The following is a 26,987-nucleotide window of genomic DNA, read 5'->3' as shown; positions in this document are numbered from 1 at the left end:
CCGTCTCCTGGCTTGACCCTGCGCGTTGCCGAACTACTGAAGGCTCACGACCAGTGCCGCCTCAAACTTGTGCCACCGCAGTGGCAGGATGTAGGCCTTGACGCTGCGCGGCACCTGGATCGCACGCGCGTTGCCCGACACGACGACCGGCACCGAGATCATGAAATCCGGCCCGAAGTAACGACGTGCGTTGCCCGAAATGGTGTTGGCCACCTCGCCAACGAGATCGCAGAGATTGGTATCCGACACATCGGCCTCACCCACGTGCAGCAACAGTTGCCGCAACAGATCGCGATGCGCGGTGACGTACACGCAGCCCTGGCGCTCGCCGGAGATACCGATCACGCCGGTAAAGTCGTAGATCGGCAGCGCGCTTGCATCGCCCAGATACGGGCTTCCGACCTCCGGCGCCTTGCCCGTCTGGCGCTCGAAGTACTGGCTCACGATGTCGATGAAGACACGCAGTTGTTGCTCATCCATGAGCGTCCTCTCCCAGAAGTTCCTCCATCGCCTCGGTGAGGTCGGTTTCGGAGAACGGTTTGCACAGGAAACCCTGAGCGCCTTCCTTTAGGGCCTGGATCGCTGTGGCCTTGTCCGCCAGCGCTGAGACCACAAGGATGCTGATGCCCGGGTCGATCTTGCGTAACGCGCGGATGCACTCCAGCCCGTCCATGCGCGGCATGGTCAGATCCATCGTCACGACATCCGGTTTGTGGGCACCGAACAGCTTGACGGCTTCCTCGCCGTTGCTTGCCGTTGCCACCACTTGCATATCGTGTTGCGTGAGCGTTCGGGTGATCTTGCTGCGGATGATGTTCGAGTCATCCACGATCATGAGCTTGAGTGCCATCAGGCCACCTCCTTGATCGGGGCATCAATGTGGTCGTCGCGCGGCTCCACTTTGACCGGCAGCTGCACACGGAAATGGCAGTACTCACCACTGGTCGTGCCGATGCGGATCCGGCCGCCGAGCCGGGTAATCAGGTCTTTCACGGCATCAAGGCCGACGCCGCGCCCTGCGTCTTCATCCACCTGATCGCGGGTGGAAAGGCCGGGCTCAAAGATCATCAGCGTCAGCTGGCGCGCATCGAGCGCCTTCGCCGCGTCGGCCGCGATGCGCCCGGAGCGGATGGCAGCAGCGCGGATCTTTTCAGGGTTGATGCCGCGTCCGTCATCACGGAAGCTCAGCTCGATCGTGCCGTCGCCTTGGTCTGAGACGTACACCGAAAGCCGCCCCGCCTCGGACTTGCCACGCATCTTGCGATCCGCCGGTTTCTCGACCCCGTGCACCACGGCGTTGCGGATGAACTGATTCACCGTTGTATTCACCGCGTCGCGCAACTGCGGGTTGAGCAGTTCGATATCGAGGCCTTGATAACTCAGCTCGACTTGCTTTTCATGCCGCTGCGCGAGCTGTTGCGCGAAGCCGCGCCACTGCCGCACGAAGGCCTGGGCCGCCAGTTCGGGGTCATGCGCCGGTTTGGGCGGCTCGACACTGACGACGCCACGCACCTGACCGATGCGTGCAATGACATCCTGGATTGCCGCGATCTCGGCATACAGCCCCTTCACCCGCACCGCGACGGGCAGCAAGTCTTCACTGGAGCGGCGAGTCAGCACACGCAACTCCTGAAGCACGTTCTCGAAGGCGTGCAGTGACTGCGACACCGCTTCCAGCTGCAACGCCGCGGCGTCGCCCTTCAAGCGGTGGGCGATGCGCATCATGGCGTCGACCCGCGGCGTGGATACGCCGGTCGTCGGGCTCGCGGTGCGCAGATCCTCGTTGATCTGATTGAGACCGTCGCTCGCAGCACGCAGGAAGTCCTGCAACTGTCGCGGATCAGCCTGGAGGATGTTGACCATCATGCCCATCTGATCCTGCACGCGGCGCTCGCTGTCCTTCAGCTCGCGCTCGAGCTTCACGCGGCGAGTAATGTCGTTGACCGTAACCAGCAGGTGCGTGACCTTGTTGCCCTGCAGCACCCGGTTGAAGCGGATCTGCAGGAAGCGCGACTCCACCGCCCCGCTCGGCTTCACAGCGCTGATTTCAATGCAGTCGAGCGGGTTGAGGCTGGCGACGAGCTTTTCCTTCACGTCGTGCCGCAGCAGCAGCTCGATGTACTCCTTGGTGGTGTCGTAAGTCTTCGGTGTCACCAAAGGCTTGAGCAGATCGAGGAAGTTTTCGCCGCCCTTCGCCTCCACGCCGATGATGCGCGACAGCGCGTGCGAGGTTTGCGACCCCATGCGGAAATCCGGGTCGAGCAGGAAGAGCCCCTCCTGCGTGGTCCGCAGGATGTCTTCGGTTTCACGCTGCGCGCGCTCCACCGCCTGGTCGCTCTTGCGCAACTGGCCGAGGAAGCTATAGAGGATGAAGGCGAAGTTGATCAACGCGGCTGCCATGCCGGCCATCTGCACCGCGCGCAGCCTTGCGGCCTTTGCCGCAGACAGGGCTTCGAGGCGGCTCGTCAGCAGATGCGAGCTTGCCAGCAGGTTCAAGTTGTTCGGAATCAGCACCTGCAATAGCGGGCCGACATCAGGACGGTGGCCATCCTTTGGCTGATTCAGCGACTGCACTTCGCTGTTGATCGGCGCCCAGAGATCCTTCACCAAGGCGAACATCGCGGCCGCCTGCTCGTCCTGGCTCGGGGTCAGCGCCAGTTCTTCGGCCATGTCCGGTAGCTTCGCGCCGCCATCAAACGTGTTGATGATCGCGTTGAAGCGATCGGCGGTTGCGATGAGGTCCTTGACCTCGTTCAGGCTCGATCGGCCGCTGCTGTCAAAGGTGCCCTGGGTGGCATCCTGATCGATCAGCAGCGCTGTCTTGGCGAGCTTTTGCACCAGATAACGGTGCTGGCCAGCGAGGTTGATCGAGATCGCATCCGCCGTCAGCTGGCGGGATATCACGAAGGTCATCCCGAGCACGCCAACGTCGAACACCAGAAACAGCGTGATCAGAACGACGATCGAGCGGTATTTGCCCAATCCAAGTTTCAGCATTGCCTACGCCCCTTCCATGAAGGCGGCGCCCTTGCGATTCGTCGTGCGCGGCAAAGTCCGTGCAGCGATCGAACCGCCCCATCCAACGGTTTATCGAAAGAAACCACCTTGCGAACCCGCCACGCAAAGTGCCTTCAATTGCAAACCGTCAGCTCAAACGAGCGCCTCCATTCTGATTTAGGCGTGAATATTTAACGCCGCTTGTCGAATTAATTGCGAAGCGACAAACGGCACTTTATGACGAATGAACGGTCGCGCTTTTGCACCACGAAATGACACAGAGCGTCATTCAATTTGAGCAATCCGGCACCCATCAAGGCGAGTAGAAGAACAAATAAAGCACTGTTTTTAATGACTTTACTTGTCGTACTCCGCCTAGTAAAGCTACTTTGTACTGCACGGCAAATGAACACCAAAACCATAAATATGGGCGCATATCCCATTTATATGTCATTTTCCGTTTTCTGAATTGGCGTGTAGGTATTTATCCGTCATGCATGGATATCAATTCCTACAGTTGTTACTCAAAATCAGGAAGCACAAAGTATTAATCACCCTTATTCGTTTCGTTTGCAAAACCAACCAATTCCGAATTACCTCTCGTTAATTGCCAAAAAACAGGGCGCCGATGGCGCCCTGTTTTTTCAGCAGAAGAACCGACACCAGTCAGGGCAAACTGATCACCGTCGTGTCGTCCATCACCAGCGGGTCAGTCGCACCATTACCGCCCCAGAACGCCCATTCCTGGGTTGTTGGCGACAAGCCACGATAGCCACCGTCATAGTCCCAGGTCGTCACGTAGACCTTCACGCCAGACAGCGACGACAGCTTCCCAAGCGACGCGTCGGGCAGGATGAAGCTGACCGTATTCGTCGCGGTATCCACCTTCAAGCCGGCGGCGGGCGAGGCGTTCGTCCCCTCGTTACTGGCACTTGCGCCCGCTGAAGTGAAGATGGCGTTCGACCACCCGTGCGCACGAAGGCGGTAATGCCACTTCATCCCGCCTGGCAACACAGCGTTCTGCAAAGGCATCGCTGTCACACCGCCCGCCTTTCCGGGCACTTCGATGAAGATCGTAAAGGCCACGTGATCAAAGCCGTTCGCCGGATTCCAGACGGTTGTGACCTTGTTCGTCTGCACGTCGATGCGCATCGCCCCACCAGCGCCGGATACCGTGACTTTGCGCAAGTCGAGCTGGCGGTTGCTGCCCCAGGAATCATTGGTTGGGTATTTGTAGACGCCCGTCGGCCCAACATCATCACCGGCCGGGTCCACCACCTCGGCAAGCTTCACGAACGGACGATCGACGAAGAAGCTACCGCTGTTAGAGAGCACGGCGGAGGTTTCGCTCCAGGCGACGATGCTGTGGCGGATCGTCGGGTCGATCATCGTTGCGGTGTCCACCGTTGCCGACCAGCTGCCGTCGCCCGCCGGGGTAACGGTCTGAGCGTGCGCCACATCGCCGTCGATCACCAGCTTGAAGTTCGTGAGTTCGGTTGAGACACCGCTGACGATGAAATCACCCGCCTCTTTCACGTCATTCAGAGCCGTCATGCTGATCGTGGCGGTCGGGTCCACCACACTCGCTGTGTCCGCCGTCGCAAGCCAGACGTAGGCACTGCGGGCGGGCAGCTTCATCGAGAGGCGACCGTTCTTGTCCGCGACGGCCTGCGTTGCGGTGCCACTTGCTGCAAACAGCGGCTTCAGCACGGCGTGAGCCGCAAGCCCGGTTTCAAGGTTGTCGAGCAAGGTTTCGCCGTCGGCGGTGTTGAACACCACAAAGGCGGTCGTGCCGTTCCAGCTCATCTTGTAGGCGAACACGCCAGCGGCAGCGCCGTTCTCCTTCAGCACCGTCGGCGTACCGCGCGAAAACACCTTGTTCGCCTTGCGCAGCGCACTGACTTGCGCGATGTACTGGTACAGCGGGGCGGTAGTGTCGAAGTTGTCCTTCCCACCCGACTTGTAGCCCGCCTTGAACATCGCGGCGCGCTGTTCCTTGAAGGCTTGCTCGGTGCCGTAGTAAATCACCGGGATGCCAGGCAGCGTCATCATCATCAACAGGTTCTGCTTGAGCCCGGCCTCTGAACCCCCTGCGAGGAATCGATCCACATCATGGTTGTCGAGGAAGCTCGGCATCAGGTGGGGCCGCTTGTGCGTGGTCATCACGTCGCGTATGCGGTAGCCGAGTTCCGCAGTCGGGCGACCACGCGCAAACACATCGCCTGCCGACGTGTAGAGCGGGAAGTTGATCATGCCCGGCAGGATCGTCTCGCCGGTGGCCGGATCGGTCATGTAGCTGTCGATCTTCTTCGCCTTCGTGTCTTCATAGGCACGATCGGATGCGAACCCCTCGCCGAAGGAGAGGAAGTTCTCGCGGCCCGTTGCCTTGGCGGCAGCGACGATGCCGGGGTTGGTCGTGTCGGTCGAGTACAGGAAGTCCTTGAAGGTGTCGGGGGGTACGTAGAACGCAGTGTCGATGCGGAATCCGTCGACACCCACCTCCTTGATCCAGTACGCGTAACTCTTGCGCAGCGCGTCGCGCACCGCAGGGTTCTCGGTGTTCAGGTCGTCGAGGTCGGAGAGTTGATAGTTCTTCTCCTGCGTCGCGTCCTGGAAGTCGCTGATGCTGGGCGTCCAGTGGTAGATGCCCGCCTTCACGTGGTCGGCGTTGCGCGGATCGTTCAGATCAAAAGGCGACTGCGTTGGCGCGGCGCCGGGTTTGGACGCGGTGTTCATCACAAGAAATTTGGTCGGGTCTGCCGCGTCGTAGCCACCCCGATAGCTGAAGAAATTGCCGGTGTGGTTCAGCACAACGTCCTGAATCAGGTACATGCCCGACTTGTGCAATGAAGACGACAGGCTCTTGTAATCGGCCAACGTCCCCATGTGCTTGTCGACTTCCATGAAGTTGCTGGCCCAGTAACCGTGGTAGCCGCCGTAGTTGTTGAGCGGATCCCACCACTGGTTCGCCACCGGCGGGGTCACCCACACCGCCGTTGCCCCCAGGCCCTTGATGTAGTCGATCTTGGCTTCTACGCCGCGGAGATCACCACCGCTGTACTTCGCGCCGTCAGCCGGATCAAACTCACCGGCGCCCTGGTCGTTGTTACTCGGGTCGCCGTCGTTGAAGCGATCGGTCATCACGAAGTAGACGATCTGGTCCTGCCATTCAGGCGAGGCCACATGCAACAGTTGCGCAGGCGGAGGTGGATCGCAGCACGGAAGATCGCTGTTGTCGCCGCACGACGCAAGCAGCGCCGCTGCAACGGCGGTCATGGCCACAGTGGGCCAAGGATGGAAACGCTTCATTCAGCTTCACTCCTCTGGATTGAACGAAACGGGGCAACTGGCCCCTGCGTGCCGGAATGACCGGCATCGCTACGCGTAATCGGGAGTGGCGTCCGCCGCGGCGACCTGCGCGCAGCGAGCAACCCGGCATGACCGTTCCGGGCGACGAGGACGACGCGCATGGCCGAGCACGAACCGTAGTCCGTTCCCGATGATCCGCGCGCCGGATATGCTTTTTGAATTATCGAGTGGAGTCTATTTGGAGGACGATGGGCTTGCAAGCAGCATTTGCACGGTCTGCATTGCTTCAACGGCGATCAGACCAGGCCGGCGCATTGCACGCCGGCCCTTTGAGTCCAAGGATCAACAGCGACCGATGACCGACGCCGTTGCAATCAGCTCATCGAGTAGCGCCATCGATGCGCGCCCCGAGCAGGCAAACGGATCGAGTACCGGGCGTTCGGCGTACTTGAGCAAGAGCGAAGGATTCACGCGGGCGATGTTCACATGGCCCATGGTCCATGCGCCGAAGCGCCGTTCCGGGATCTCCTCGAAACTCAGGATTCGGACCTTGGTGTGCCGATCGTCGCGAACGATCGTGTTGAACAGCTCGCACACCTCATCACGCCCGCCTTCCAGCACCTGCAGAAAAAGGTCGTCGCTGTAGCAGAGCATGCCGGTGATGCCGAGCTTGGGGTTGTGGTCGCGCGACTGCGCGAGGATCGCGTCCACCACGGGAGCAGTAAGCGGCGATGCCGCGCGGCTGGCGTAGAGCAAACGAACAAGCATCGGAGCCTCAGTTTTTCAGGTTGATGAGTGAGAGAAACTCGCGGCGCAGCGCTGCATCCTTGAGGAAGGAACCGCGCATGACGCTGTTGATCATCTTGGTCTCAGAATCCTTCACTCCGCGCCAGTGCATGCAGAAGTGGTCCGCCTCCATGACCACCGCAAGGCCATCCGGGCTCACCTTGCGCATCAACAATTCAGCCATCTGCGTGATCGCCTCTTCCTGGATCTGCGGCCGGCTCATGACCCATTCGGCGAGTCGCGAGTACTTCGACAAGCCGATCAGGTTCGAGTGTTCGTTGGGCATCAGCCCGATCCACAGCCGCCCCATGATCGGGCAGAAGTGATGGCTGCAGGCGCTGCGGACCGTGATCGGGCCAACGATCATCAGTTCATTGAGGCGCTCGGCGTTCGGGAACTCGGTTACCGCCGGGGCCGGCATGTAGCGCCCCCGAAAGACTTCCGTGAGGTACATCTTTGCAACACGGCGTGCGGTGTCCTGTGTGTTGTGGTCGCTCTCGGTATCGATCACAAGGCTTTCGAGCACGCCTCGCATCTTGCCTTCCACTTCGTCCAGCAAGGCTTCGAGATCGCCGGGCTCAAGGAAGGCGGAGATGTTGTCGTTTGCGTGAAAGCGCTGTTTTGCGCGATAGATCCGCTCGCGAATCCGCGCCGACACGGGCTGGATCGCAGCGGTATCGGGCTTCTGTAAGGCTTCGCTCATGATGGGCCGTCGTGATGTGGTGATTGATGGAGTGTCGTACAACGGCGGTTCGACCGCAAACCAGCCGCCCGCGTTCCATCGCGACTGCACCACGCTGCGCTCCGCGCTATCCAGCGGCCTGCTGAGGCGCGTCAACCGGGCAGGCGCCGCGCGCTGGCATTGCGTTTCGCTACGACCCACAATCAAGTAGGAGGCGGCTGTCCGGTGTGTCGTCCATTGTTGAGCGGCACCGATCCAGCGCGTGCCAGGCCGACGACGGATTCGATCGAGTTCGGGGATAGACCAGAATGAGAATGAGCGAGCACACACCGCATCACGAGGTTCTCCGGGACCCGGCCGACTTCTCGCTCGTGCTGGGCGGCCCGCTTTTCCAGGCACTGCGCCGTGCGCATCTGTCTGACAATGAATTGCACCTTGTTGGTCAGCGTATTGGTGTGATCGCGCTGTTCTGCTGGCTGCCGCTGCTGGTGCTGTCAGCGCTTCAGGGCAATCTGCTGCAGGGCAGGCTGGCGGTTCCCTTTCTCTACGATTTCGAAGCCCACGGTCGATTTCTGGTTGTCGTTCCGCTGCTGATCATTGCCGAACTGATTGTTCATCAGCGCATGCGGGTGCTGGTCAAGCAGTTTGTCGAGCGCAAGCTGATCCCCGCAGGCGCCATGGAACGCTTCAATGCGGCGATCGATTCAGCGCTGCGGCTACGCAACTCGACCGCGGCCGAAGTGCTGCTTTTGGCAGTGGTGTATGGCGTCGGGGTTCAACTGATCTGGCGGCAATACACCGCGCTGGACGCGAATACCTGGTACTCGACGGCGTCGGCGGACGGCTCGCAGCTGACGCTTGCCGGGGTCTGGCTAGGCTATGTGAGCCTGCCAGTCTTCCAGTTCCTGCTGCTGCGTTGGTACTTCCGCCTGTTTATCTGGATGCGCTTCCTGTGGCAGGTGTCGCGCATCGAGCTTGTGCTGTCGCCGATCCATCCGGATCGGCTCGGTGGCCTGGGCTTTCTTGCCGGCACCACGTTCGCATTCATGCCGCTCCTGCTGGCACACGGCGCATTGCTTGCCGGCAATCTCGCCAATCGCATCCTCTACCTCGGCGCGCCGTTGCTGTCGTTCAAGTACGAGATCATTGCGCTGGTCATTGTGCTGCTGGCCGTTGTGCTGGTGCCGCTGCTGGTGTTTGCGCCGCGACTCGCGGAAGTGAAGCGCACCGGCTTGCTGGAATACGGCGCCCTCGCCCAGCACTATGCGCAGGAGTTCGATAGCAAGTGGCTGCGTGGCGGCGCGCCGGCGAACGAATCGCTGCTCGGCAGCCCCGACATCCAGTCACTCTCCGATCTGAACAACAGCCTGCAGATCATTGCCGGCATGCGCGTCGCACCGATTACGCGCGACACCCTGATTCGGCTGGCCGCTGCGATCGTCGCACCACTAAGTCCGCTCGTGCTGACAATGATGCCGCTGGAAGAGTTGATCTCCCGTCTGGTCAAGATACTGTTCTAGCGCCAGCTGCGCTCGTAACTCAATGAAAGTCGCGGCTCGCTGTAGGTAGCGCGCCAAGCCAGGGCGTGAGGTCCACCAGACGCTTGGCCAGCACGTGCACGACTTCGCCCTCACGCTGCAATTGCCCATACACACCCAGCAAGCGTGCGCCGAGCAACTCGCGGCGCTGGCGCTCGGAAAGATCGGCATAAACGACGATATTCGCCTGCCCGGTTTCGTCTTCCAGCGTCACGAAAATCACGCCACGCGCCGTGCCAGGGCGCTGACGGCCGATGACGATGCCTGCCGCGCGCACCAGCGCACGGTGCTGCATCTCACGAATCGTGCTCGCTGCCAGGAAGCGCCGCGCACTCAGGCGATCACGCAAGAGCGCGAGCGGATGGCGGCCGAGTGACAAACCCGTGGCGGCGAAATCCGCAACGATCTCCTCCCCTTCGCGCGGTGCAGCGAATTGCACTGGCGCCTCGGCTGGCGGCGCGCTGTCGAACAGATCGCCCTGCCGCTGCACGCCGCTGACCTGCCAGGCCGCTTGTCGCCGGTGCCCGGCGAGCGGCTTCAGCGCGCCCGCGCCGGCCAACAATTCCAGCTCACGTGCGCCTTGCATCGCGCGGTGCGCGAGATCGTCGACGCAGCTGAACGCACCCCGTTCGCGTGCGGCGACGACACGCGCTGCCGCTGCTTGCGGGTAGCCACGGATCTCGCGCAAGCCCAGCCGCACCCCGGGCCGCCGCGCACCGGGCAGGTACTCGAAACCGCTCTCCCAGCCGCTCTTCATCACATCCACCGGCAGCACTTGTACGCCATGGCGGCGCGCATCCTGCACCAGTTGAGACGGCGCATAGAAACCCATCGGCTGGCTGTTGAGCAGCCCACAGAGAAAGGCTTCCGGCTCATGTCGTTTCATCCAGGCCGAGCTGTAGGCCAGCAGCGCAAAGCTTGCCGCGTGCGACTCAGGGAAGCCGTAGTCGCCGAAGCCTTCGATCTGCCGGCACAGCGCTTCGGCAAATTCAGGCGGATGCCCCTTGGCGGCCATGCCGGCGCGCAGTTTGTCCTTGAAGCGGTCGATATGCCCCTTATGCCGCCATGAGGCCATCGCGCGCCGCAGTTGGTCAGCCTCGCCAGGCGTGAAGCCGGCGGCCACCTCGGCGAGCTTCATCACCTGTTCCTGGAAGATCGGCACGCCGCAGGTGCGCGTCAGCACATCGGCCACCTCTTTCGGCAGGCGATTCATGGCGGCCTGCGCCATGGCGGGGTCGGCACGATAGGCGAGGTAGGGATGCACCATGTCGCCCTGGATCGGCCCCGGCCGCACGATCGCCACCTGCACCACCAGGTCGTAGTAAGTGCGCGGTTTGAGGCGCGGCAGCATGCTCATCTGTGCGCGTGATTCGACCTGGAAAACGCCCACCGAATCAGCGTGGCACAGCATCTCGAAGGTCGCGGCATCCTTGGGCGGGATGTCCTGCAAGGCGAAGGGGCGCCCGCGCCGCTGGCTGACCAGATCGAGCGATCGCTTGAGCGCGGTGAGCATGCCCAGCGCCAGCACATCCACCTTCAGCAGGCCGAGTGTTTCCAGATCTTCCTTGTCCCACTGGATCACCGAGCGATCCGGCATCGCGGCGTTTTCCACCGGCACCAGGCGGGCCAAGGGCCCCTGCGAAATCACGAAGCCGCCCACATGCTGCGAGAGGTGGCGAGGGAAACCGAGCAGCATGTTGGTGAGCGCCAGCCACTTCGATACGCGCGGGCTTTTCGCATCGAGCCCGATTTCGGCGAGCCGTTCGGGCAGGTGCTCGCGCTTGTCCCACCATGCCAGTGAGCCGGACAGCGCGTCGATCTGCTCGATGCCGAAACCCAACGCCCGCCCCGCGTCACGCAGTGCGCCCTTGGTGCGGTAGCGGATCAGTGTCGCGGCCAGCGCGGCGCGCTCCCGTGTGTATTTCCGATAGATGTACTGGATCACGATTTCGCGCCGCTCGTGCTCGAAGTCGACATCGATATCCGGTGGCTCGTCTCGTTCGCGCGACATGAAACGCCCGAACAGCAGGAAGGCACGCATCGGGTCGACCTCGGTGATGCCCAGCGCGTAGCAGACGATGGAATTGGCAGCCGAGCCGCGCCCCTGGCACAGGATGCCCTCGCGCTTCGCGAAGCAGACGATGTCGTACACCGTGAGGAAGAAGGGCTCGTATTTGAGCTCTGCGATCAGCGCGAGTTCGTTTTCGACGTCACCCAGCACCTTCTCCGGCACGCCGTCCGGATAGCGCCTCGCGAGGCCGGCGAAGGTTTCGCGCCGCAGGTAGCTGGTCGGCGTTTCGCCGTGCGGCACGATTTCGTCCGGGTATTCGTAACGCAATTCGTCCAGCGTGAAATTGCACTGTGCTGCGATACGGGCCGATTCCTCCAGCATCGCAGCGGGGTACAGACGCGATAGCCGCAGCGGCTGCCGCAGGTGACGTTCGGCATTCGGGTAGAGCTTGTCGCCCGCCTCGAACACCGTGGTGTTCAGGCGGATCGCGGTCAGCACATCCTGCAACGGGCGGCGCAGACGCGCATGCATGTGCACGTCACCACTCGCCACGCAGGGCATGCCGCAGGCTTCGGCCAGCGCCTGCAGTGCAGCCAACCGCGCCGCGTCATCCGGCCCGCTGTGCAGTTCCACCGCCAACCAGATGCGGCCTGGGAAGCGCTGCGCGAGCCAGCGGCCGTCTTCCACACTCAGGCGCTCATCCGGCACCCATAGCGCAAAACAGTCCGGCACTGCGCCGCTGGGCGACACGGATTCCAGATCCCCACGCACCAGGCGGTACTCCCCCTTTTCGGCCCGCCGCCGGCCTAGCGTGATAAGCGCCGAGAGGTTGCCGTAGCCGGCGCGGTTCTTCGCCAGCAGCACCAGCTTCAGGCCGCACTCGAAGCGAAACTCGGCGCCATGGATCAGTCGGAAGTCGAAATCGTCGCCCGCCGCCTCACGCAGTTGCCGCCAGGCATCGAAGGCGCGCACCGCGCCGGCAAACGAGCACTCGTCGGTAATCGCCAGCGCGGTATAGCCAAGCCGGTAGGCGCGCTCGACCAGTTCTTCCGGATGCGAAGCACCACGCAGAAAACTGAAGTTCGAAATGCAGTGAAGTTCGGCGTAGGCCGGTAGCGGCTTCATGCGAACAGCCCCTGCAACCACCACCCGCTGGCGTCGCGGTAGATCCACAGCCACTCGCCACGAACCGAGCGGGCGACGTGGTAATCGCGCCGGATATCGCCCAGCCCTTCCCCGGTATCCCACCAGCCGCTCTCGATCCGTTCGGGGCGGGTGAGCAATTGCAGCGGGCCATCGTGATGCGGTCGCCCGGCTTGTTCTTGCAAGGGGCGCGGCTCACGCAAGAGCCATAGCGGGCGCAGTGGCGCCTCGCTGGATGCGGTTTCCTGCGGCCAATCAAGCGCGACAGTGCTGCATTCCGGCCGATGCCCGGCCACCGTTGCAATGCCATGCACGGCCTCACGCCCCAAGCGTGCGCGCAGGCGCTCGATCACCGGTGCTATGCCTTGCGTGCCCGCCTCGCCAAACATGGGCACGCTCTCACCCGGCATCGCCTCGATCCGCTCCGCGACAAGACGTAGCCCCACCACCGGCGCGACGAGTTCAAGCCGATCGAGCCGCTCGCGCAGCACCCGCACCAGACGCTCGCCATCGCGGGTGGGTGCGGCAAAGCCAAGGACCAGCCGCGAGTCGTCCTTGTCCTCGTGTTCAAGCTCAAGCACGCATTGCTGCAAGCCCGCACCGCGCGCGTTGAGCCACCCAGCCAGCGCCTGCAGAAGCCGGCGTGCGCCGAACAGCAGCATCGGCGCCTGCTCGACACGCGCCGGCAATTCAAGGTATTCGGAGAAACATTCCGGAAAGTCGAAACATCGACGCAGATCGGGTAACTCGCCGCGCGCCTGTGCCAACTGCATCGGCAAGGCGGGGCCGAAACGGCGCGCAAGCGATGCGGCAGGCAAGGCCTGCAACGTGCCTACGCGCTCGATCCCGAGCACCGCAAGCCGGCGCGCCGAACGCTCGTCCAAGCCCAACACCGCGACCGGCAATTCCGCCAACTGCGTCTGTTCGTCAGCGGGGCGTTGTGTCAGTTCAGGTGCCACACCGGCGCGCGCAAACCACTGCGCAGCCAGCGGCGTGCTCGCCAACCCGAGACTGACCGAGTAAGCCTCGGCTGCAACGCCGGCCGCGGCTTGCTGCAGCAAGGGGGCGAGCCCTCCGAACAGACGCAGGCTGCCACCGATATCAATCAGCAACTCGTCTGGCGGCGCGAGGCAGACCTGCGGGCTGAAGCGGCCGGCCCAGCAAGCCAGACGGGCCAGGGCAGCCGATTCGCGCAGCAGATCGCGCTCGCAGGCTGCCAGTTGCGGCGCCAGCCCCAAGGCACTCGACAACTTCTGCCCCGGTAGCACGCCGAGCGCCTCAGCCGCCGCGTCCGCTGCCTGCACGCGGCCGCGCGTCACCGCGACAGCCGGGGCTCGTGCGGCGAAGACTTCGATCGGAAGGCGAAACATACGGAGTGCTAGCCAGCGCATCGGGAACCTCCAGAAGCCAGGATCACGAGCCGGAAAAACGCTTGCTGGCAGGCCGCCGACGATTAAGCCCGGGCTGCATCTGCCGCATTGACCACCCGCCCCTCAGGGGCGCCTCCCCGCGTCACCACGGCCGGTTGCCGCGATGCAAGAACTTGCCGTGCAGCCAGTCGCGCCCAACTGACCGGACGCTCGACCTGCAGGGTCAGCGGCGCAGCCAGCGGTGGCCCACGGCGTTTGACGATGTGCAGCTTCAGGCCCGCTTCATCTGCTTCCAGTGAAATCCGAAGTGGTGCTGGGGATGCACTGCCAACAACTTGATCGGGGCGAAACACAAACGCGAGCGTCTGTTGCCCCGCCATTGCCAATTGCAACCGACGCAGCGCTTTTGCATCCGAGTCTGGCAACCAAGCCAGCAACGCAGCAACCGAGCCGCTGGCGAGCAGTTGTTCGCACGCCCAGGCGGCATCGTCGCGAGCGGCCTCCACCACGAGCAGTCGTGACAGGCCGGGGCCGAAGCCTTGCCACGCGGGTGCGAGTGGCCGCCAGGGTGGCGACACCAGCAACACCCAGCCCGCATCCGCGTCCAACGCCTTCAGCGCAGGCCGCAGCAAGGCCAACTCACCAAGGCCGCCCCCCAATCCGGCGCGCGGCAAAAGCAATTCGGTCAGCGCCCCCCGCGGCCAGCCACCACCGGGCAGCAGGGCATCAAGGCTTGCGAAGCCGCTCGCCACCCCCGCCTGCTCCGCACTGCCGAGCGCGTCCCCACGCCACACATCGGCGCGCTGCAACAGAGCAGAAAGAGGAAGCGGAACGGCAGACATGGCAGGAAGGCAATGCGGGCTTGGATACTGGCGGTATGGAGATCAGCAAGCTCGGCCCGCTCATGGCGCTGTGGCCGGCCCAGTCAGGCTTGCACGCAACGCCGCAGCAATGCCTCGTCGACATGCGGGCAGGCTGGCGCTTTCGATAACGGATCGGCGCGCGAACATGGCGGGCGCAGATTTCCAGGTACCCGTATCGGAGTCCGGGTTTTTTGCCTGCATCACGGTGCGCGCCCTTGCCACAGCGTCCCGACAGGTGTCGTTAGAAGCTGCGCCCGTCCACCTGCACGCGCGGCACGCTGGCCAGATCAAAGTCCTGCAGGCAGCGCAGGTTGACGGCCGCCGTTTCCTTGCCGTCCGGCGAACGACCAAAACCAAAGGGTGAACAGCCGCAGACCGGGCAGAAGTGATGTTGGATCACATGCCGGTTGAAGGTGTAGGTACTCATCGCGCTCGGCGGAGTCAGCAGACGAACCTGCTCGCGCGAAACGAACCAAAGGCAATAGCCCTTGCGGCTGCAATGCGAGCAGTTGCACTCGATGCCCTGCTCGACTTCGCCTTCGACTTCGTAGGCGATCCGCCCACAGTGACAACTGCCGTGATAGTGCATGTTCGCTGCTCCGCTCGATACCGCGCCACGGAGGCGGCGCGACAACTGTATTTTATTACAGTATTCGAGCGAAGCAAGCGGTAGTTTTATACGACAGGCTTCGCGTTACGGATTGCCTGCTGTCACAGCCGCTCGTGGCAGTACCTTGGCGGCCAAGCGTGCGTCACCCTTGAGCAGGCTGACCTCGTCGCTGAGGATCCGCGCGCTCTCAGTCAGCAGAACATCCGGCTCTTCACGTTTCTTCTTGGCTTTGTCGGTGCGCGTCTGGCCAGCCGGGCGCTCGCTATCGAGCAAGCCGTCATCAGCGTCATCCGGATCAACAGCTGCCGCACCGCGTGTGGCAGTTTTGCCGGCGCCGGCCTTGCCGCTGGCTCGCGCGTCTTCCGCGGCGCGCTGCTTCTGGCGGGCTTCTTGCGCGTCACGTTCGGCGCGACGTTCCGCTTCGTTCAGCGACACCGTTGTCCGTTTGCGCAACGCGGCAATCTCATCCGCATCCTCGTTCAAACGCTTGAGCGCACGGTCGCTTCCAAGGCGCAACTGATAGCGCGAGCGCAGGTCCGGAATCAGCCCGTCCAACTCGCCCGCCGGCGCAAAACTGGCCGGTTTGATCTGGATCGCCGGCAAGGCGTTATCGAAGCTGGATTCCCCCAGATGCTCGATGTCGCTGAGTACCGGGAAGGCAATATCAGGCTTGACGCCCCGCAGCTGGGTGGTATCGCCATTTACGCGGAAGAACTCCGCCACCGTGAGCTTGACCTCGCCATAGACCGGCTTCTCTGACTTGAGCAACTGATCGAGGCTGACCACCGTCTGCACCGTGCCCTTGCCAAAGCTCGGCTCGCCCAGCACCACGCCGCGTCCGTAATCCTGAATCGCTGCAGCAAAGATCTCCGACGCCGACGCTGAGAAGCGGTTGATCAGCACCGCCATCGGCCCACTCCACGCAAAGCCGGGGCGCGTATCCGACTCCACCACTACCTTGCCCTGCGCATCGCGCTGCTGCACCACCGGACCCTGGTCGATGAACAGGCCGGTAATTTCAACCGCTTGCCGCAAAGAACCGCCGCCGTTGTTACGCAGATCGACCACCACGCCGTCGACCTTGTCCTTCTTCAGCTCACCCAGCAGGCGCGCGACGTCGCGCGATGCACTGCGGAATTCCTTGTCGCCCTGACGTCGCGCCTCGAAATCCTCGTAGAAGGACGGCAGCGTAATCACGCCGATCTTGCGTACCGAAGCACCCTCCTTCACTTCGATGATCGTCTTGCGGGCCGCCTGCTCCTCGATACTGATCTTCTTCCGCGTCAGCTGAATCAGCTTGCGCTTGCCATCAAGCCCCGCATCACCCGGCAATACATCGAGCACCACCACCGTATCGAGCTTGCCGCGGATCTGGCTGACCACATCGTCCAGCCGCCAGCCAAGCACTTCGGTCACCGGTGCAGTCGTGCCCTGCCCCACGCCGACGATGCGGTCACCCACCTTGAGCTTGCCCGACAGCGCTGCCGGACCGCCTGGCACCAGCTCGCGGATCGTCGTGTATTCGTCACGGGTCTGAAGCACTGTTCCGATACCCACGAGCGAGAGCTTCATCGAAATATCGAACTCCTCCGATGCACGCGGGCCGAGATAGTTGGTATGCGGATCCACGGCCGTTGCGTAGGCATCCATGAAGACCTGGAACACGTCGCTCGCGTTGGTCTTGTCGATACGGCTGAGGAAGCCTTCGTAGCGTTTGTCCAGCGTGGTGCGGATCGCGTCGTCCTTCTGCCCGGCGAGGCGCAGCCTCAACCAGTCGTTCTTGACGCGCTTGCGCCACAGATCGCGCAACTCCTCCTGTGTGCGCGGCCAGTCGGCGGCCTTGCGGTCATAGTCCAGCGTCTCCTTCTCGGTGAAGTCGAAGCCGGCCTTGAGCAACTGCCTGGAATACGTGTAGCGCTCGATCTGACGATCCCGATAAGTGTTAAACAGCGCGAATGGCACCCGCATGTCTTCGGCAAGGATCGCGTCATCCAGACGCTTACGGGCCGCAGAGTAGAGATCCACATCGCGCTGCAGGAAAAGCACCCGCTCGGAATCCAGCGATTCCAGATAATGGTCGAACACCTTCACCGACAAGGCGTCATCCAGCGGCGGCGCCGAATAGTGATAACGCGACAACAAGGTCGCGACCATCTTGGCCGTCGAAGCCTGATGCTGCTGAGGCGTAAGCGGCGTGCGCATCGGCAACTCCAGCGCCGAAGCCTCCGACAAGCAAAGCAACCACAACAGAGACCAAAGAAGCCACATCCTTATTCGCATTAACAAACTCCACTAACTTGTACGCCCCAAAACCTATCCAGACTCGTTGGCGCTTCCGTGATAGCGATCCTCGCCTTCGCAGAGCGCGCAATATTCAGAGCGAAGCACTCAACGGTTTGCAGTCGAAACATGGTGACATGTTAGCGCCTCCCGCCTGTTTGCAGCGCGCGGATGCTTCTTCAAAGGTGTACATCGGCGCGATCTTCACCGGGTCGAAACACAGATCCATCTGCGCCAGTGCACAGATCGTCAGGCGGTCGTTCGGGTCCGGCGGGTTGGGAGCGCCGTCGCCGTTGGGGGCGCCGAACCAGCGCATGCAGGCGGCTTCCTTTGCGGCCTGTGGGTCGAAGGCTTTGCCGTGCGCGACGGCATCGGCGTAGAGGCTCAGCCAGGTCGCGGCGACGAGGTCCTGTGCCTCGTACTTCTGGATGTTCGGGATCTTCGACGGATCGCTGGTGCACTGGCCGGTCACCCCCGCCGCGATCATGTGGTTGGCGATCATGTAGGGGGTTTGTTTCGGACTGTCCGGGTTCAGGCGCACGAGCCCCACCTGCAGCACCTCTACCGTGGGGGAGCCGTTCTGATCCTTCGGCAGCAGCGCCTTGTAGCGGGTACGGAACCAGCCCGGCGCCTGCGGATCGTAGAGCGGCGAACCGCACACCAGCAGCGGTAGCGTCAGCGGGTTGGATGCGTTCGCTGGCGGGTTGAGCATCAGCTCCAGCATCGACCGCACGTAGGTGAGGCCATGCTTCTCGTCGTCGAAGAACTGCGATGTCAGGTTGATCGGAAAGTAGTCGTTGGGGTATTCGCTCTCCCCCGAACCGGGCGCGGCGATCGGGTTCACATCCAGGATTGAGTGATACAAGCTCGTCTCCTGGTTGCCGACGCAAGTGAGCAGCTGCGCCCAGCGTCGCAGCGTCATGTTGTTGAGGTAGTCCGCAGTGCGGTACGCGACGATCGGCGGGTAGTGCATCAGGGATACCGCACGCTGATTGGCGATCGGCATGCCAAGCGGCAGACAGGGCAACCATTCCGAAGGGCCATCACTGCGATTCACCGGGAAGCCGGCCATCGGATTCCAGGCGGGTGTGCGCTTGCAGGCGTCCGCCCCCTTGAGCGCGAGGCCAAAGTGGGCCTCATCGAGCATCGCGACATGCATCGCCTTGAACTGCTCGGCCTGTGACTCGAAGCCGACCATTGGCTCAAAGCGTATGCGGTACCCCGCCTCACCACGGATGACCTTCAGCGAGTCGGGCTTGATGGCGATCCCGTCCTGCGCGAGGGAACTCGCGGTGAAGTGCGCGATCACTTCGGCGAAGGTCTTCAGACCAACGTCCGGTTTGAGCAACAAGGGATTCGGATACAGCTTTTCCTGGTAGCCGCGGCGGCCCGGCAGCAAATACTCGATCATGGGTCTTGTCTCTCTGTCTGTTTTGGGGTGGCGATCGGCTGCTGCGCACATGAACACGCCACGCGCACGCCGGACCGTTGCAGTCTATGTACCCCCACGGGCGCCCGCCAGTACATTTTCACGTTGACGCATGTCACTGACGCGAAAAGGGTTTTTAACCTGCCCTGCATGCCTTCTGCCCCTCATCACTTACGGCGCGAGGCCTCGCATTCCCGTACAATCCGCCCCCTCATGCGAGCTGAAGCCCCCTCCCTTCTCGACTACCCGCGCCACCGCAGACTGAAGCGTCGCGCGCCCTTCCTGCCGATGTCGCGTGCCGAGATGGACGCGCTGGGCTGGGACGTGTGCGACATCATCCTGGTGACCGGCGACGCCTACATCGACCACCCGAGCTTCGGCATGGCGCTGATCGGGCGTGCGCTGGAGGCGCAGGGCTTCCGCGTCGGCATCATCGCGCAGCCGGACTGGACCTCGGCCGAGCCCTTCCGGGCGCTGGGCCGCCCGGCGATGTTCTTCGGCGTAACCGCCGGGAACATGGATTCGATGATCAACCGCTACACCGCGGACCGGAAGATCCGCTCGGACGACGCCTACACGCCACACGGCGAGGCTGGCAAGCGCCCGGACCGCGCCGTGACCGTGTATGCCCAGCGCGCTCGTGAGGCCTATCCCGACGCGAATATCGTGATCGGCTCGATCGAGGCGAGCCTGCGCCGCATCGCGCACTACGACTACTGGTCGGACAAGGTGCGCCGCTCGGTGCTGCCGGATTCGAAAGCCGACCTGCTGATCTTCGGCAGCGCCGAACGCGCGATCATCGACCTTGCACATCGCCTCGCCGCCGGTGAGGCGATCGAGAACATCCGCGACCTGCGCGGGACCGCCTTCATGGTCAAGCGCGGTTGGAAACCTTCAGAAGACTGGGTCGAGCAGGACTCGACCGATCTGGACCGCCCCGGCCGCATCGACCCGCACCCCGATCCCTACGCGATGGAGCCGCAGCAGACGGCCAGCGCGCCGAACGCCGATGGTTCGATGCCGGTGCGCATCGTGCCGGCAGCCGAGCGCGTCGCGGCTCGCAAGGCGCAGCGCGCAAAAACCGTGATCCGCCTGCCGGCCTTTGAGCAGGTGAAGGACGACGCGGTGCTGTACGCGCATACCTCTCGCGTGTTCCACCTCGAATCCAACCCCGGCAACGCGCGTGCGCTGGTGCAAGGGCATGGGGATCGCGACGTGTGGCTCAACCCGCCGCCGGTGCCGCTCACCACCGAGGAGATGGACTGGGTCTTCGATCAGCCCTACGCCCGCGCGCCGCACCCGGTGTATGGCGATGCGCACATTCCGGCGTGGGAGATGATCCGCTTCTCGATCAACATCATGCGCGGCTGCTTCGGCGGCTGCACCTTCTGCTCGATCACCGAGCACGAGGGTCGCATCATCCAGAGCCGCTCGCACGAATCGATCCTCAAGGAAATCGAGGAGATCCGCGACAAGATCCCCGAGTTCCGTGGCCACATCACCGATCTGGGCGGCCCGACGGCCAACATGTACCGCATGGCCTGCAAGGACCCGAAGATCGAGTCCTCGTGCCGGCGCCTCTCATGCGTGTACCCCGGCATCTGCGAGAACCTGAACACGGACCACTCGTCACTCATCGAGCTCTACCGCAAGGCGCGGCGGATTCCGGGCGTCAAGAAGATCACCATCGGTTCGGGCCTGCGTTACGACCTCGCGGTGCGCTCGCCGGAGTACGTGAAGGAGCTGGTGACGCACCACGTCAGCGGGCTTCTGAAGATTGCGCCGGAACACACCGAAGAGAACACGCTGTCGAAGATGATGAAGCCGGGCATCGGCACCTACGACAAATTCAAGCGCCTGTTCGACAAGTTCTCGAAGGAGGCCGGCAAGAAGCAGCACCTCGTGCCCTACTTCATCGCCGCCCACCCCGGCACCACCGACGAGGACATGCTGAACCTCGCGCTGTGGCTCAAGGCCAACGACTTCCGCCCGGACCAGGTGCAGACCTTCACGCCGACGCCGCTGGCGATGGCGACCGCGATGTACCACACGCGCAGGAACCCTTTGCGCAAGGTCAGTCGCGATTCGGAGATCGTCGAGACCGCGCGCTCCGGTGTGCAGCGCAAGCTGCACAAGGCGTTGCTGCGTTACCACGACCCGGCCGGACATGAGCTGATCCGCGAGTACCTGCATTCGATCGGGCGCGACGACCTGATCGGCAACGGCCCGCACCACCTGGTGCCGCGCGCTGCGCCAGCGCGCCTGCAACGCGCCGGCCTGAAGCCGCGGGGCAACGATTTCGTGCACGCCATTACCCCGAACGGGCGTGGCAAGCCGGCTACGCCGCCCGCAGCCAAAGCCGGCGGGCGCTCAGCGCAAAAAGCGCCACCCAAAGCGCAAACAGCGCGCAATGCACCGCGCAACAAGCAAGGACGTCCACGCTGATTCCATTTCGTTTCTGGAAATGAGCTCTACGAACACTGCCAATAACCCCTGTCTGGATTGCGGCGCGTGCTGCGCGCACTTCCGAGTCTCGTTCTACTGGTCAGAGGCCGAAGCCGGCGGCTTGCCGGCTTCGCTCACCGAACAGATCAACCCATTCTTCGCCTGCATGGCGGGCACCAACAACCCGGCAGCCCCCCGCTGTGTTGCGCTGCGCGGAACCATTGGTGAGCAAGTCGCCTGCACGGTCTACGCGCAACGCCCTTCCGCCTGCAAGGAAGTCGAGGCCGGCGACGACAAGTGCAACCGCGCACGCGGACGCTACGGCCTCAACCCCTTGCCCAGACAGGAAAAACAGACTGCCAACGCGGCCTGAGCTTGCGGTATCGTTGTCGGCCCCCGACTGAACCGCAACATGAAAAACGACGCTCCGCTTTCTCCGTCCGTGCTGAAGGACGACATCCTCGAAGCCATCGCCGCGCACGGCGGTGTGCGCACCTTTCCGGCTCATTCAGTTCTGATCAACGAGGAAGACGAAACCGACTCGATCTTCATCCTGCTCTCGGGCCGGGTGAAGGTGTTCGGCGCATCTGCGCAAGGCCGCGAGGTGATCTACAACACCCTCGGGCCGGGCGAGTACTTCGGCGAGATGTCGCTGGACGGCGGCCCGCGCTCCGCATCGGTGATGACGCTTGAACCCACCACCTGCGTCGTGGTGGCCGGCAGCAAGGTGCGCGACTTTCTAGGCAAGCACCCGGACTTTGCGTTGCACCTGATCCGCAAGTTGATCGGGCTCGTGCGCCACTCCACCGACAACGTAAAAAGCCTCGCGCTGGACGATGTGTATAGCCGCGTCGCGCGCCTGCTGAACGATCGCGCCCGTGAAGTTGATGGTCGCCTGATGGTGGCCGACAGACTGACCCAGCAGGACATCGCGGACCACGTGGGCTCGTCGCGCGAGATGATCAGTCGTATCTTCAAGCAGCTCACCACCGGTGGCTACATCGCACTGGAAGGCAAGCAGATCGTTCTCTTGAAAAAGCTGCCTGCGGGCTGGTAACAGTCGCCTCGCTGCGCCCTTGTGAAAATGTCACAGGGCGCATGCGACAAGCTGCGAGGAAGTAACAAAGCGGTTTCCCTAAAGTCTCTCCATGCCAAGCGCACCGAAAGAACGGTGCAAGGGCACCCGGTAAATCCCCCCGACCGAGGAGAGCATCATGCAAGCCACCCTGCGCGAAGCAACGACTTACAGCATCCACGCCTACCCGGCCCATCTGATCAACTCGATTTCGCTGCGTCGCGGCCGCCGCGCCACGCTGCGCCCGGTGCTGCCGCAAGACGCGCCGCTGGAACAGAAGTTCGTCGCCACCCTGTCGCAAGGGGCACGCTTCAACCGCTTCCACGGCAACCTCTGTGGCCTGAGCGAGAAGGTGGCGGCACAGATCACCTGCATCGACTACGTGCGCCAGATGGGCTTCGTCGTCACGCTGCCGGAAGGCGACGAGGAAGTCGTGATTGCCGACGCCTGCTACGTGTTGAGCGACGACGGCGACACCGCCGAATTCGCGATCGCGGTATCGGACACCTGGCAGCGCCAAGGCCTCGGCAGCCAGTTGATCGACGCGCTGTGCGATGCCGCCCGCCGCGGGGGCGCCCGCTGGCTGTACGGTGAAGTGCTCGCCTCCAACACCAGCATGCTTGGGCTGATGATTCGTTGCGGCTTCACGGTACGCCCGCACCCCGGTGACGAGCGCCTCGTGCGGGTTGAGCGCAGCGTGACTGGCCCGGCCAAAACGCGCCGCACAGCGCGCCGGCCGAACCGCCTGCTCGCAGCGCTGAACCACGCCCTGCCGCGTTGGCTGCAGCGCGTGCAAGGCATCACCGCAAGTCCGACGCCGAGCGGGCGCAGCTATGAACGCCAGTTGCTCGGCCGCGTCATGTGAATGGACGCACGCGCCCCACGAAAAGGCCGCCTCCGGGCGGCTTTGTCGTTCACCCGGCGGCGTGTGAATAAGTCACAAAATCCGAGCGACTTGCTCCTGCGAACCGTTTTCCGCGCCCGTCTAAAGTTTGTTCCATGCCGAAGCGACACCGCAAAGGCGATTCAGAGCAGACCACCGAAAACGGGAGAACCCCATGAAAGTCCACGCACACCGCACGGCAAAGACCACCGTCCATGCCTACCCGGCCGAGCTGATCGAGGCAATCACCCTCAAGGACGACCAGCAAGCCGCGCCGCAAGGCGCCCCCGCTCGCGGCCTGGCAGCCGCCCGCTTCGCGCGCTGCGACAGCCACACTGGCGAACGGCCGGCTGCCACCACCGACGCACTGATCTGCCTCGATGCCACGGACCAGATGGGCTTCGTCATCACCGCCTTCGACGGAGATCGCGAGATCCTGGTTGCCGAGGCCTGCTACGTGATCGCCGACGACGGCGACAGCGCCGAGTTCGCGTTGTCGGTCACTGAAGGCTGGCGCGGCCGTGGCTTCGGCAAGCAACTGATGGCCGCGCTCTGCAGCGCGACGCGGCAAGCCGGGGTGAAGCGCCTGATCGGTGAAGTGCCGGTCGGTAACGGCGCCATGCTCGCGCTGATGCTGCGTTGCGGATTCTCGGTGCGCCCGCAGGCGGACGACGACCGTTACCTGCGTGTCGAGCGCCGCCTCGTCACCGCCCAGCCGGGCGGCCAGACCGGCACAGCACGCCGGGCCCAAACGAGCTCGCACGTGTTCGAGACGATCCAGCACGCCTGGCCGCAGTGGCTCTTGCCCACGCGTTTCGCGTTCTGAGCCGATTTCGGTAATCGCACTTTGCCCAGCGAAGGAGCTGATCATGAGACTGCATGCCACCCTGCCGCATATCGAAGCGCCCATCGCGCTGCACGACCATGACACGCTGATCCGGGCGATTGCGACGATCCGCAGCAACCTGGCTGCGCTGGCGCCGCACTGGCCGCGCAACCTGGACGAGGAACGAAGCTACTTCCTCTCGCAGGCGATCAACCACGAAGACCTCGAACTGCGTATCCGGGCCTGGGATGCCTGGCAAGCGCGGATACACACGATGCCACCTGCGCTCTGATCCAAACCACCGATTGCAAACGCCGGCCGGGCCAGAAACCCCGCCGGCGTTTGGCTTTTCAGCGGGAAGAGTCGCGGATGTGAATTGGTCACATAAACGGCGCGACAAGCGACATCGTCGCTCCCGCGACAGAGTCATAAAGTGGTCTCACGTTGATGACCCCCACCAACGACAAGAACATCAGGAGACCACCATGAAACCCAATCGCCTCGACGACCAGCTGAATTCCATTCTCGTTGCAGCCTTCATCGGCATGAGCGTATTCACCGCCGCAGACGTGCTTGGCGGCGCGAGCTTTGGCCGCCAGCTCAACAACCTGCCGCAAGCCACCGCGCAGGCTCACACACCGTCGAAGAGCGTGGCCCACACCGGCCGCGGCGTAACCGTGGTGGCAGCACGCTAACGGCGTGTCGCCTGCATCAGCGCCAGGGGCTCGGCACCGAACTCGGCCAGCACCTGCTGCGCATGCGCATAGCCCTGCTCGACGATCTGGTCGAACTTGCTCCACTGCAGCAAGCCGACCCGTTCGAGCGGGGGGTTGAAGTAGAGGTCGGTGCGCCGTTGTGCATCCCGCTGGCGCGACATGCTGTACAAAATCGTCACGTTCATCAGGTAGGCCGATAGCGAAGGCAGGCGATAGCGGCGCCGGCTCCGCGGTACCAGCCGATCGCGCAACAGCGCCCAGGTACCCGGCACCTCGTCGAAATCCATTCGACGCGGCTTCTTGAAGTTGAGATCAATCCCGATCACCTTGCCTACCCCGCGCATGCCCTGCATCACATCGACCGGGAAGTTGTTGAAGGTGCCGCCGTCGCACAGCAAATCGCCGTCGATGATCACGGGCGGCAAGGCACCGGGAATCGAGATGCTCGCGCGCAGCGATTTCTCCAGCTTGCCGTGGTGCAGCGGCTGCTCGCGCGCCTGCGAATAGTTGGTGGCGACACAGAAGTAGTTCTTCCACAAATCTTCGATATCAATCTCGCGCCCGAAGAGTTCGTCCATCGCGCCCTTGATGATGCCGCGCAGACGTTGCCCCTTGATCAGCGAGAGCATCGGCAACCAGTTGAAGTCGCTGGTCGGATTGGTGCGGAAAGCCTTGCGAGCAACCTCGATCGCTCGCGGCAGGGGCTGGTCACATGCCACCAGCGTTGCCATCACGGCGCCGATGCTGGTGCCGCCCACGTAGTCGATCTCCACGCCACGTTCCTGCAGCGCCTTGACGATGCCGAGGTGGGCGAAGCCACGGGCACCCCCACCCGCCAGTACGAGGCCAATCGCCGCTCGGCACTGGATGCGCGCCAGGCGCCCGATATCGCGGTCCAGCTCCGGACGAATATGCACATGGTCGGCCACAGCACGTCGCGCCAACCAGTGTCTCGTCCCCGCCGGGCAGGCTTGATCGGCTGGGTGCAAGAGCACGAGTACCTCTGCTGCCTCCGCGTGTTTGGGACGGTTTGCGAGGCAATGCGATTCGATCGGATGAATTGCGGGCGCCTGAGTGGCGTCGGCAAACAGCAGAATCTCGTCACAGTGCCGGCTGCAGCGCTGCGTCCACGGCGTCGGCGTGGGGTCGCTGAGCAAAAGCACGAAGTCATTGGCGGCCTCAATCTCGTCGAGCAGCAGCGCGATCCGCCGGTTGAGCTCGGCATCCTCAGCGCCGCCGTTCGCAGCACCCGGTTGCCCCAGCTCGCGGTCGATCGCCGCGGCGTCAACCAGCCGTACCTTGCCGTAAAGGCTCATGGCTTCGGCCAAGCGCACACCCAGGCCGGCGAGATCAATGCCATCGGTGATCGGAAATAGCCCGATCGTGACCGGCAAGGCGAGCGGATTGCGCTGATGCTCGGTCTGCAGACGACTGATGATCTGCCGCGTCAGTGCCATCGACACCTGCGGACTGTGCGCCAGCAGCGCGTGGAATTGGGACTTGTCGAGCCGCACCAGCACCGAGTCGCGAATGGCCACCACCGTCGCCGAGCGCGGCGCATCGGTGTAGAGGCTCATCTCGCCGATGATCTGCCCGCGCCCCATTTCGCGCACCATGCGGGGCACGCCGTCGTCGCCATGGACATAGGCCCGTAAGCGCCCGCTCACCGACAGGTACATCGCATCGCCCGGATCGCCCTGCCTGATCAGCGTCTCGCCGCCCGCCACTTCCACCCACTCCAGCTGTGACAAGAGCAAGCTCATCGCCGCAGGCTCGATCTCGCCAAGGAAGTCGTTGAGATAGCGAACCAACAACGGATCGAGATGGGGCGAACGGGCAGATGTCTGACTCATTGGGTGGCCTCAGTCCTGCCGCAGCGGGTGCACGACAGATTGGTGGGTACGGATGGATCGGGACATCAAAAGCCGTCGGAGCACGCCGGTTTCAAACGCGTGGCGCTCCGATGTGCCGCAAACAATATCGGCAAAAGATCGGCAGCGGTCAAACGCTTTGCACGGTAAGCA

General features: G+C 63.2%; 21 protein-coding genes. 8 read left to right on the top strand and 13 right to left on the bottom strand.

Going from position 1 to position 26,987, the window contains the following annotated elements:
• Positions 1–33: 33 nt before the first annotated feature.
• The 6 genes from JY500_RS10105 to folE all read right to left on the bottom strand — a co-directional run bounded on the left by JY500_RS10105 (position 34) and on the right by folE (position 7,795).
• The gene (locus JY500_RS10105) at positions 34–480 is read right to left on the bottom strand and encodes a chemotaxis protein CheX (RefSeq protein ID WP_172199588.1); all 447 of its coding nucleotides are present in this window, start codon (positions 478–480) and stop codon (positions 34–36) included.
• Positions 473–850 (bottom strand): response regulator, encoded by a 378-nt coding sequence (locus JY500_RS10100; RefSeq protein WP_172199586.1) that lies wholly within the window; start codon positions 848–850, stop codon positions 473–475. The genes JY500_RS10105 and JY500_RS10100 overlap by 8 nt, the downstream gene beginning before the upstream one ends.
• A complete protein-coding gene (locus JY500_RS10095) occupies positions 850–2,997 on the bottom strand; it encodes an ATP-binding protein (RefSeq protein ID WP_206256260.1) in 2,148 nt (715 codons plus the stop codon). Before JY500_RS10095 ends, JY500_RS10100 begins: the two co-directional genes overlap by 1 nt.
• Before the next feature lie 666 nt (positions 2,998–3,663).
• Complete coding sequence (locus JY500_RS10090) at positions 3,664–6,306, bottom strand: alpha-amylase family glycosyl hydrolase (protein WP_206256259.1); 2,643 nt, start codon at positions 6,304–6,306, stop codon at positions 3,664–3,666.
• Between the two features lie 342 nt (positions 6,307–6,648).
• Positions 6,649–7,074 carry a BLUF domain-containing protein gene (locus JY500_RS10085; protein ID WP_172199577.1) on the bottom strand — a complete coding sequence of 142 codons (426 nt, stop codon included), beginning with the start codon at positions 7,072–7,074 and terminating at the stop codon, positions 6,649–6,651.
• Between the two features lie 7 nt (positions 7,075–7,081).
• The gene (gene folE, locus JY500_RS10080; RefSeq protein WP_172199574.1) at positions 7,082–7,795 is read right to left on the bottom strand and encodes a GTP cyclohydrolase I; all 714 of its coding nucleotides are present in this window, start codon (positions 7,793–7,795) and stop codon (positions 7,082–7,084) included.
• Positions 7,796–8,088: 293 nt separating this feature from the next.
• Between folE and JY500_RS10075 the strand changes: the two genes are divergently transcribed.
• Complete coding sequence (locus JY500_RS10075) at positions 8,089–9,294, top strand: hypothetical protein (protein ID WP_206256258.1); 1,206 nt, start codon at positions 8,089–8,091, stop codon at positions 9,292–9,294.
• Positions 9,295–9,313: 19 nt separating this feature from the next.
• Here the strand turns inward: JY500_RS10075 and JY500_RS10070 are convergent, their stop codons facing one another.
• The 6 genes from JY500_RS10070 to JY500_RS10045 form a co-directional block, all read right to left on the bottom strand.
• On the bottom strand, positions 9,314–12,448 hold the full coding sequence (locus JY500_RS10070; RefSeq protein ID WP_206256257.1) for an error-prone DNA polymerase: 3,135 nt from the start codon (positions 12,446–12,448) through the stop codon (positions 9,314–9,316).
• On the bottom strand, positions 12,445–13,836 hold the full coding sequence (locus JY500_RS10065) for a Y-family DNA polymerase (protein WP_246479856.1): 1,392 nt from the start codon (positions 13,834–13,836) through the stop codon (positions 12,445–12,447). The genes JY500_RS10070 and JY500_RS10065 overlap by 4 nt, the downstream gene beginning before the upstream one ends.
• An 83-nt stretch (positions 13,837–13,919) precedes the next feature.
• Positions 13,920–14,678, bottom strand: coding sequence for a translesion DNA synthesis-associated protein ImuA (imuA, locus tag JY500_RS10060; RefSeq protein WP_172199562.1), 759 nt, complete (start codon positions 14,676–14,678; stop codon positions 13,920–13,922).
• Positions 14,679–14,940: 262 nt separating this feature from the next.
• Positions 14,941–15,288 carry a GFA family protein gene (locus tag JY500_RS10055; RefSeq protein WP_172199558.1) on the bottom strand — a complete coding sequence of 116 codons (348 nt, stop codon included), beginning with the start codon at positions 15,286–15,288 and terminating at the stop codon, positions 14,941–14,943.
• A 105-nt stretch (positions 15,289–15,393) separates the two neighbouring features.
• Positions 15,394–17,511, bottom strand: coding sequence for a carboxy terminal-processing peptidase (locus JY500_RS10050; RefSeq protein ID WP_246479855.1), 2,118 nt, complete (start codon positions 17,509–17,511; stop codon positions 15,394–15,396).
• A 172-nt stretch (positions 17,512–17,683) separates the two neighbouring features.
• Positions 17,684–19,000 (bottom strand): hypothetical protein, encoded by a 1,317-nt coding sequence (locus tag JY500_RS10045; protein WP_206256254.1) that lies wholly within the window; start codon positions 18,998–19,000, stop codon positions 17,684–17,686.
• A 306-nt stretch (positions 19,001–19,306) separates the two neighbouring features.
• On the opposite strand from JY500_RS10045, the gene JY500_RS10040 reads away from it, so the two are divergent.
• From JY500_RS10040 to JY500_RS10010, 7 genes are all read left to right on the top strand, one after another.
• Positions 19,307–21,463, top strand: coding sequence for a YgiQ family radical SAM protein (locus tag JY500_RS10040; protein WP_218044787.1), 2,157 nt, complete (start codon positions 19,307–19,309; stop codon positions 21,461–21,463).
• 19 nt (positions 21,464–21,482) lie between these two features.
• Entirely contained in the window at positions 21,483–21,836 is a 354-nt protein-coding gene (locus tag JY500_RS10035) for a YkgJ family cysteine cluster protein (protein WP_206256252.1), read from the top strand.
• 39 nt (positions 21,837–21,875) lie between these two features.
• A complete protein-coding gene (locus JY500_RS10030; RefSeq protein WP_172199394.1) occupies positions 21,876–22,520 on the top strand; it encodes a Crp/Fnr family transcriptional regulator in 645 nt (214 codons plus the stop codon).
• Positions 22,521–22,677: 157 nt separating this feature from the next.
• A complete protein-coding gene (locus tag JY500_RS10025) occupies positions 22,678–23,403 on the top strand; it encodes a GNAT family N-acetyltransferase (RefSeq protein WP_206256251.1) in 726 nt (241 codons plus the stop codon).
• Positions 23,404–23,596: 193 nt separating this feature from the next.
• Complete coding sequence (locus JY500_RS10020; protein ID WP_206256250.1) at positions 23,597–24,247, top strand: GNAT family N-acetyltransferase; 651 nt, start codon at positions 23,597–23,599, stop codon at positions 24,245–24,247.
• Positions 24,248–24,290: 43 nt separating this feature from the next.
• On the top strand, positions 24,291–24,539 hold the full coding sequence (locus tag JY500_RS10015; protein ID WP_172199385.1) for a hypothetical protein: 249 nt from the start codon (positions 24,291–24,293) through the stop codon (positions 24,537–24,539).
• 193 nt (positions 24,540–24,732) lie between these two features.
• The gene (locus tag JY500_RS10010; RefSeq protein WP_206256249.1) at positions 24,733–24,942 is read left to right on the top strand and encodes a hypothetical protein; all 210 of its coding nucleotides are present in this window, start codon (positions 24,733–24,735) and stop codon (positions 24,940–24,942) included.
• Here the strand turns inward: JY500_RS10010 and JY500_RS10005 are convergent.
• Entirely contained in the window at positions 24,939–26,816 is a 1,878-nt protein-coding gene (locus tag JY500_RS10005) for a patatin-like phospholipase family protein (RefSeq protein ID WP_206256248.1), read from the bottom strand. The two genes, JY500_RS10010 and JY500_RS10005, sit on opposite strands and share 4 nt — an antisense overlap.
• Positions 26,817–26,987: the final 171 nt, after the last annotated feature.

Origin of the sequence: Niveibacterium microcysteis (genome assembly GCF_017161445.1) — a bacterium.
In the GTDB taxonomy this organism is placed as follows: Bacteria; Pseudomonadota; Gammaproteobacteria; order Burkholderiales; family Rhodocyclaceae; genus Niveibacterium; species Niveibacterium microcysteis.
The sequence above is the reverse complement of the archived record's forward strand: the minus strand, read 5'-3'. Positions and strand labels throughout refer to the sequence as shown.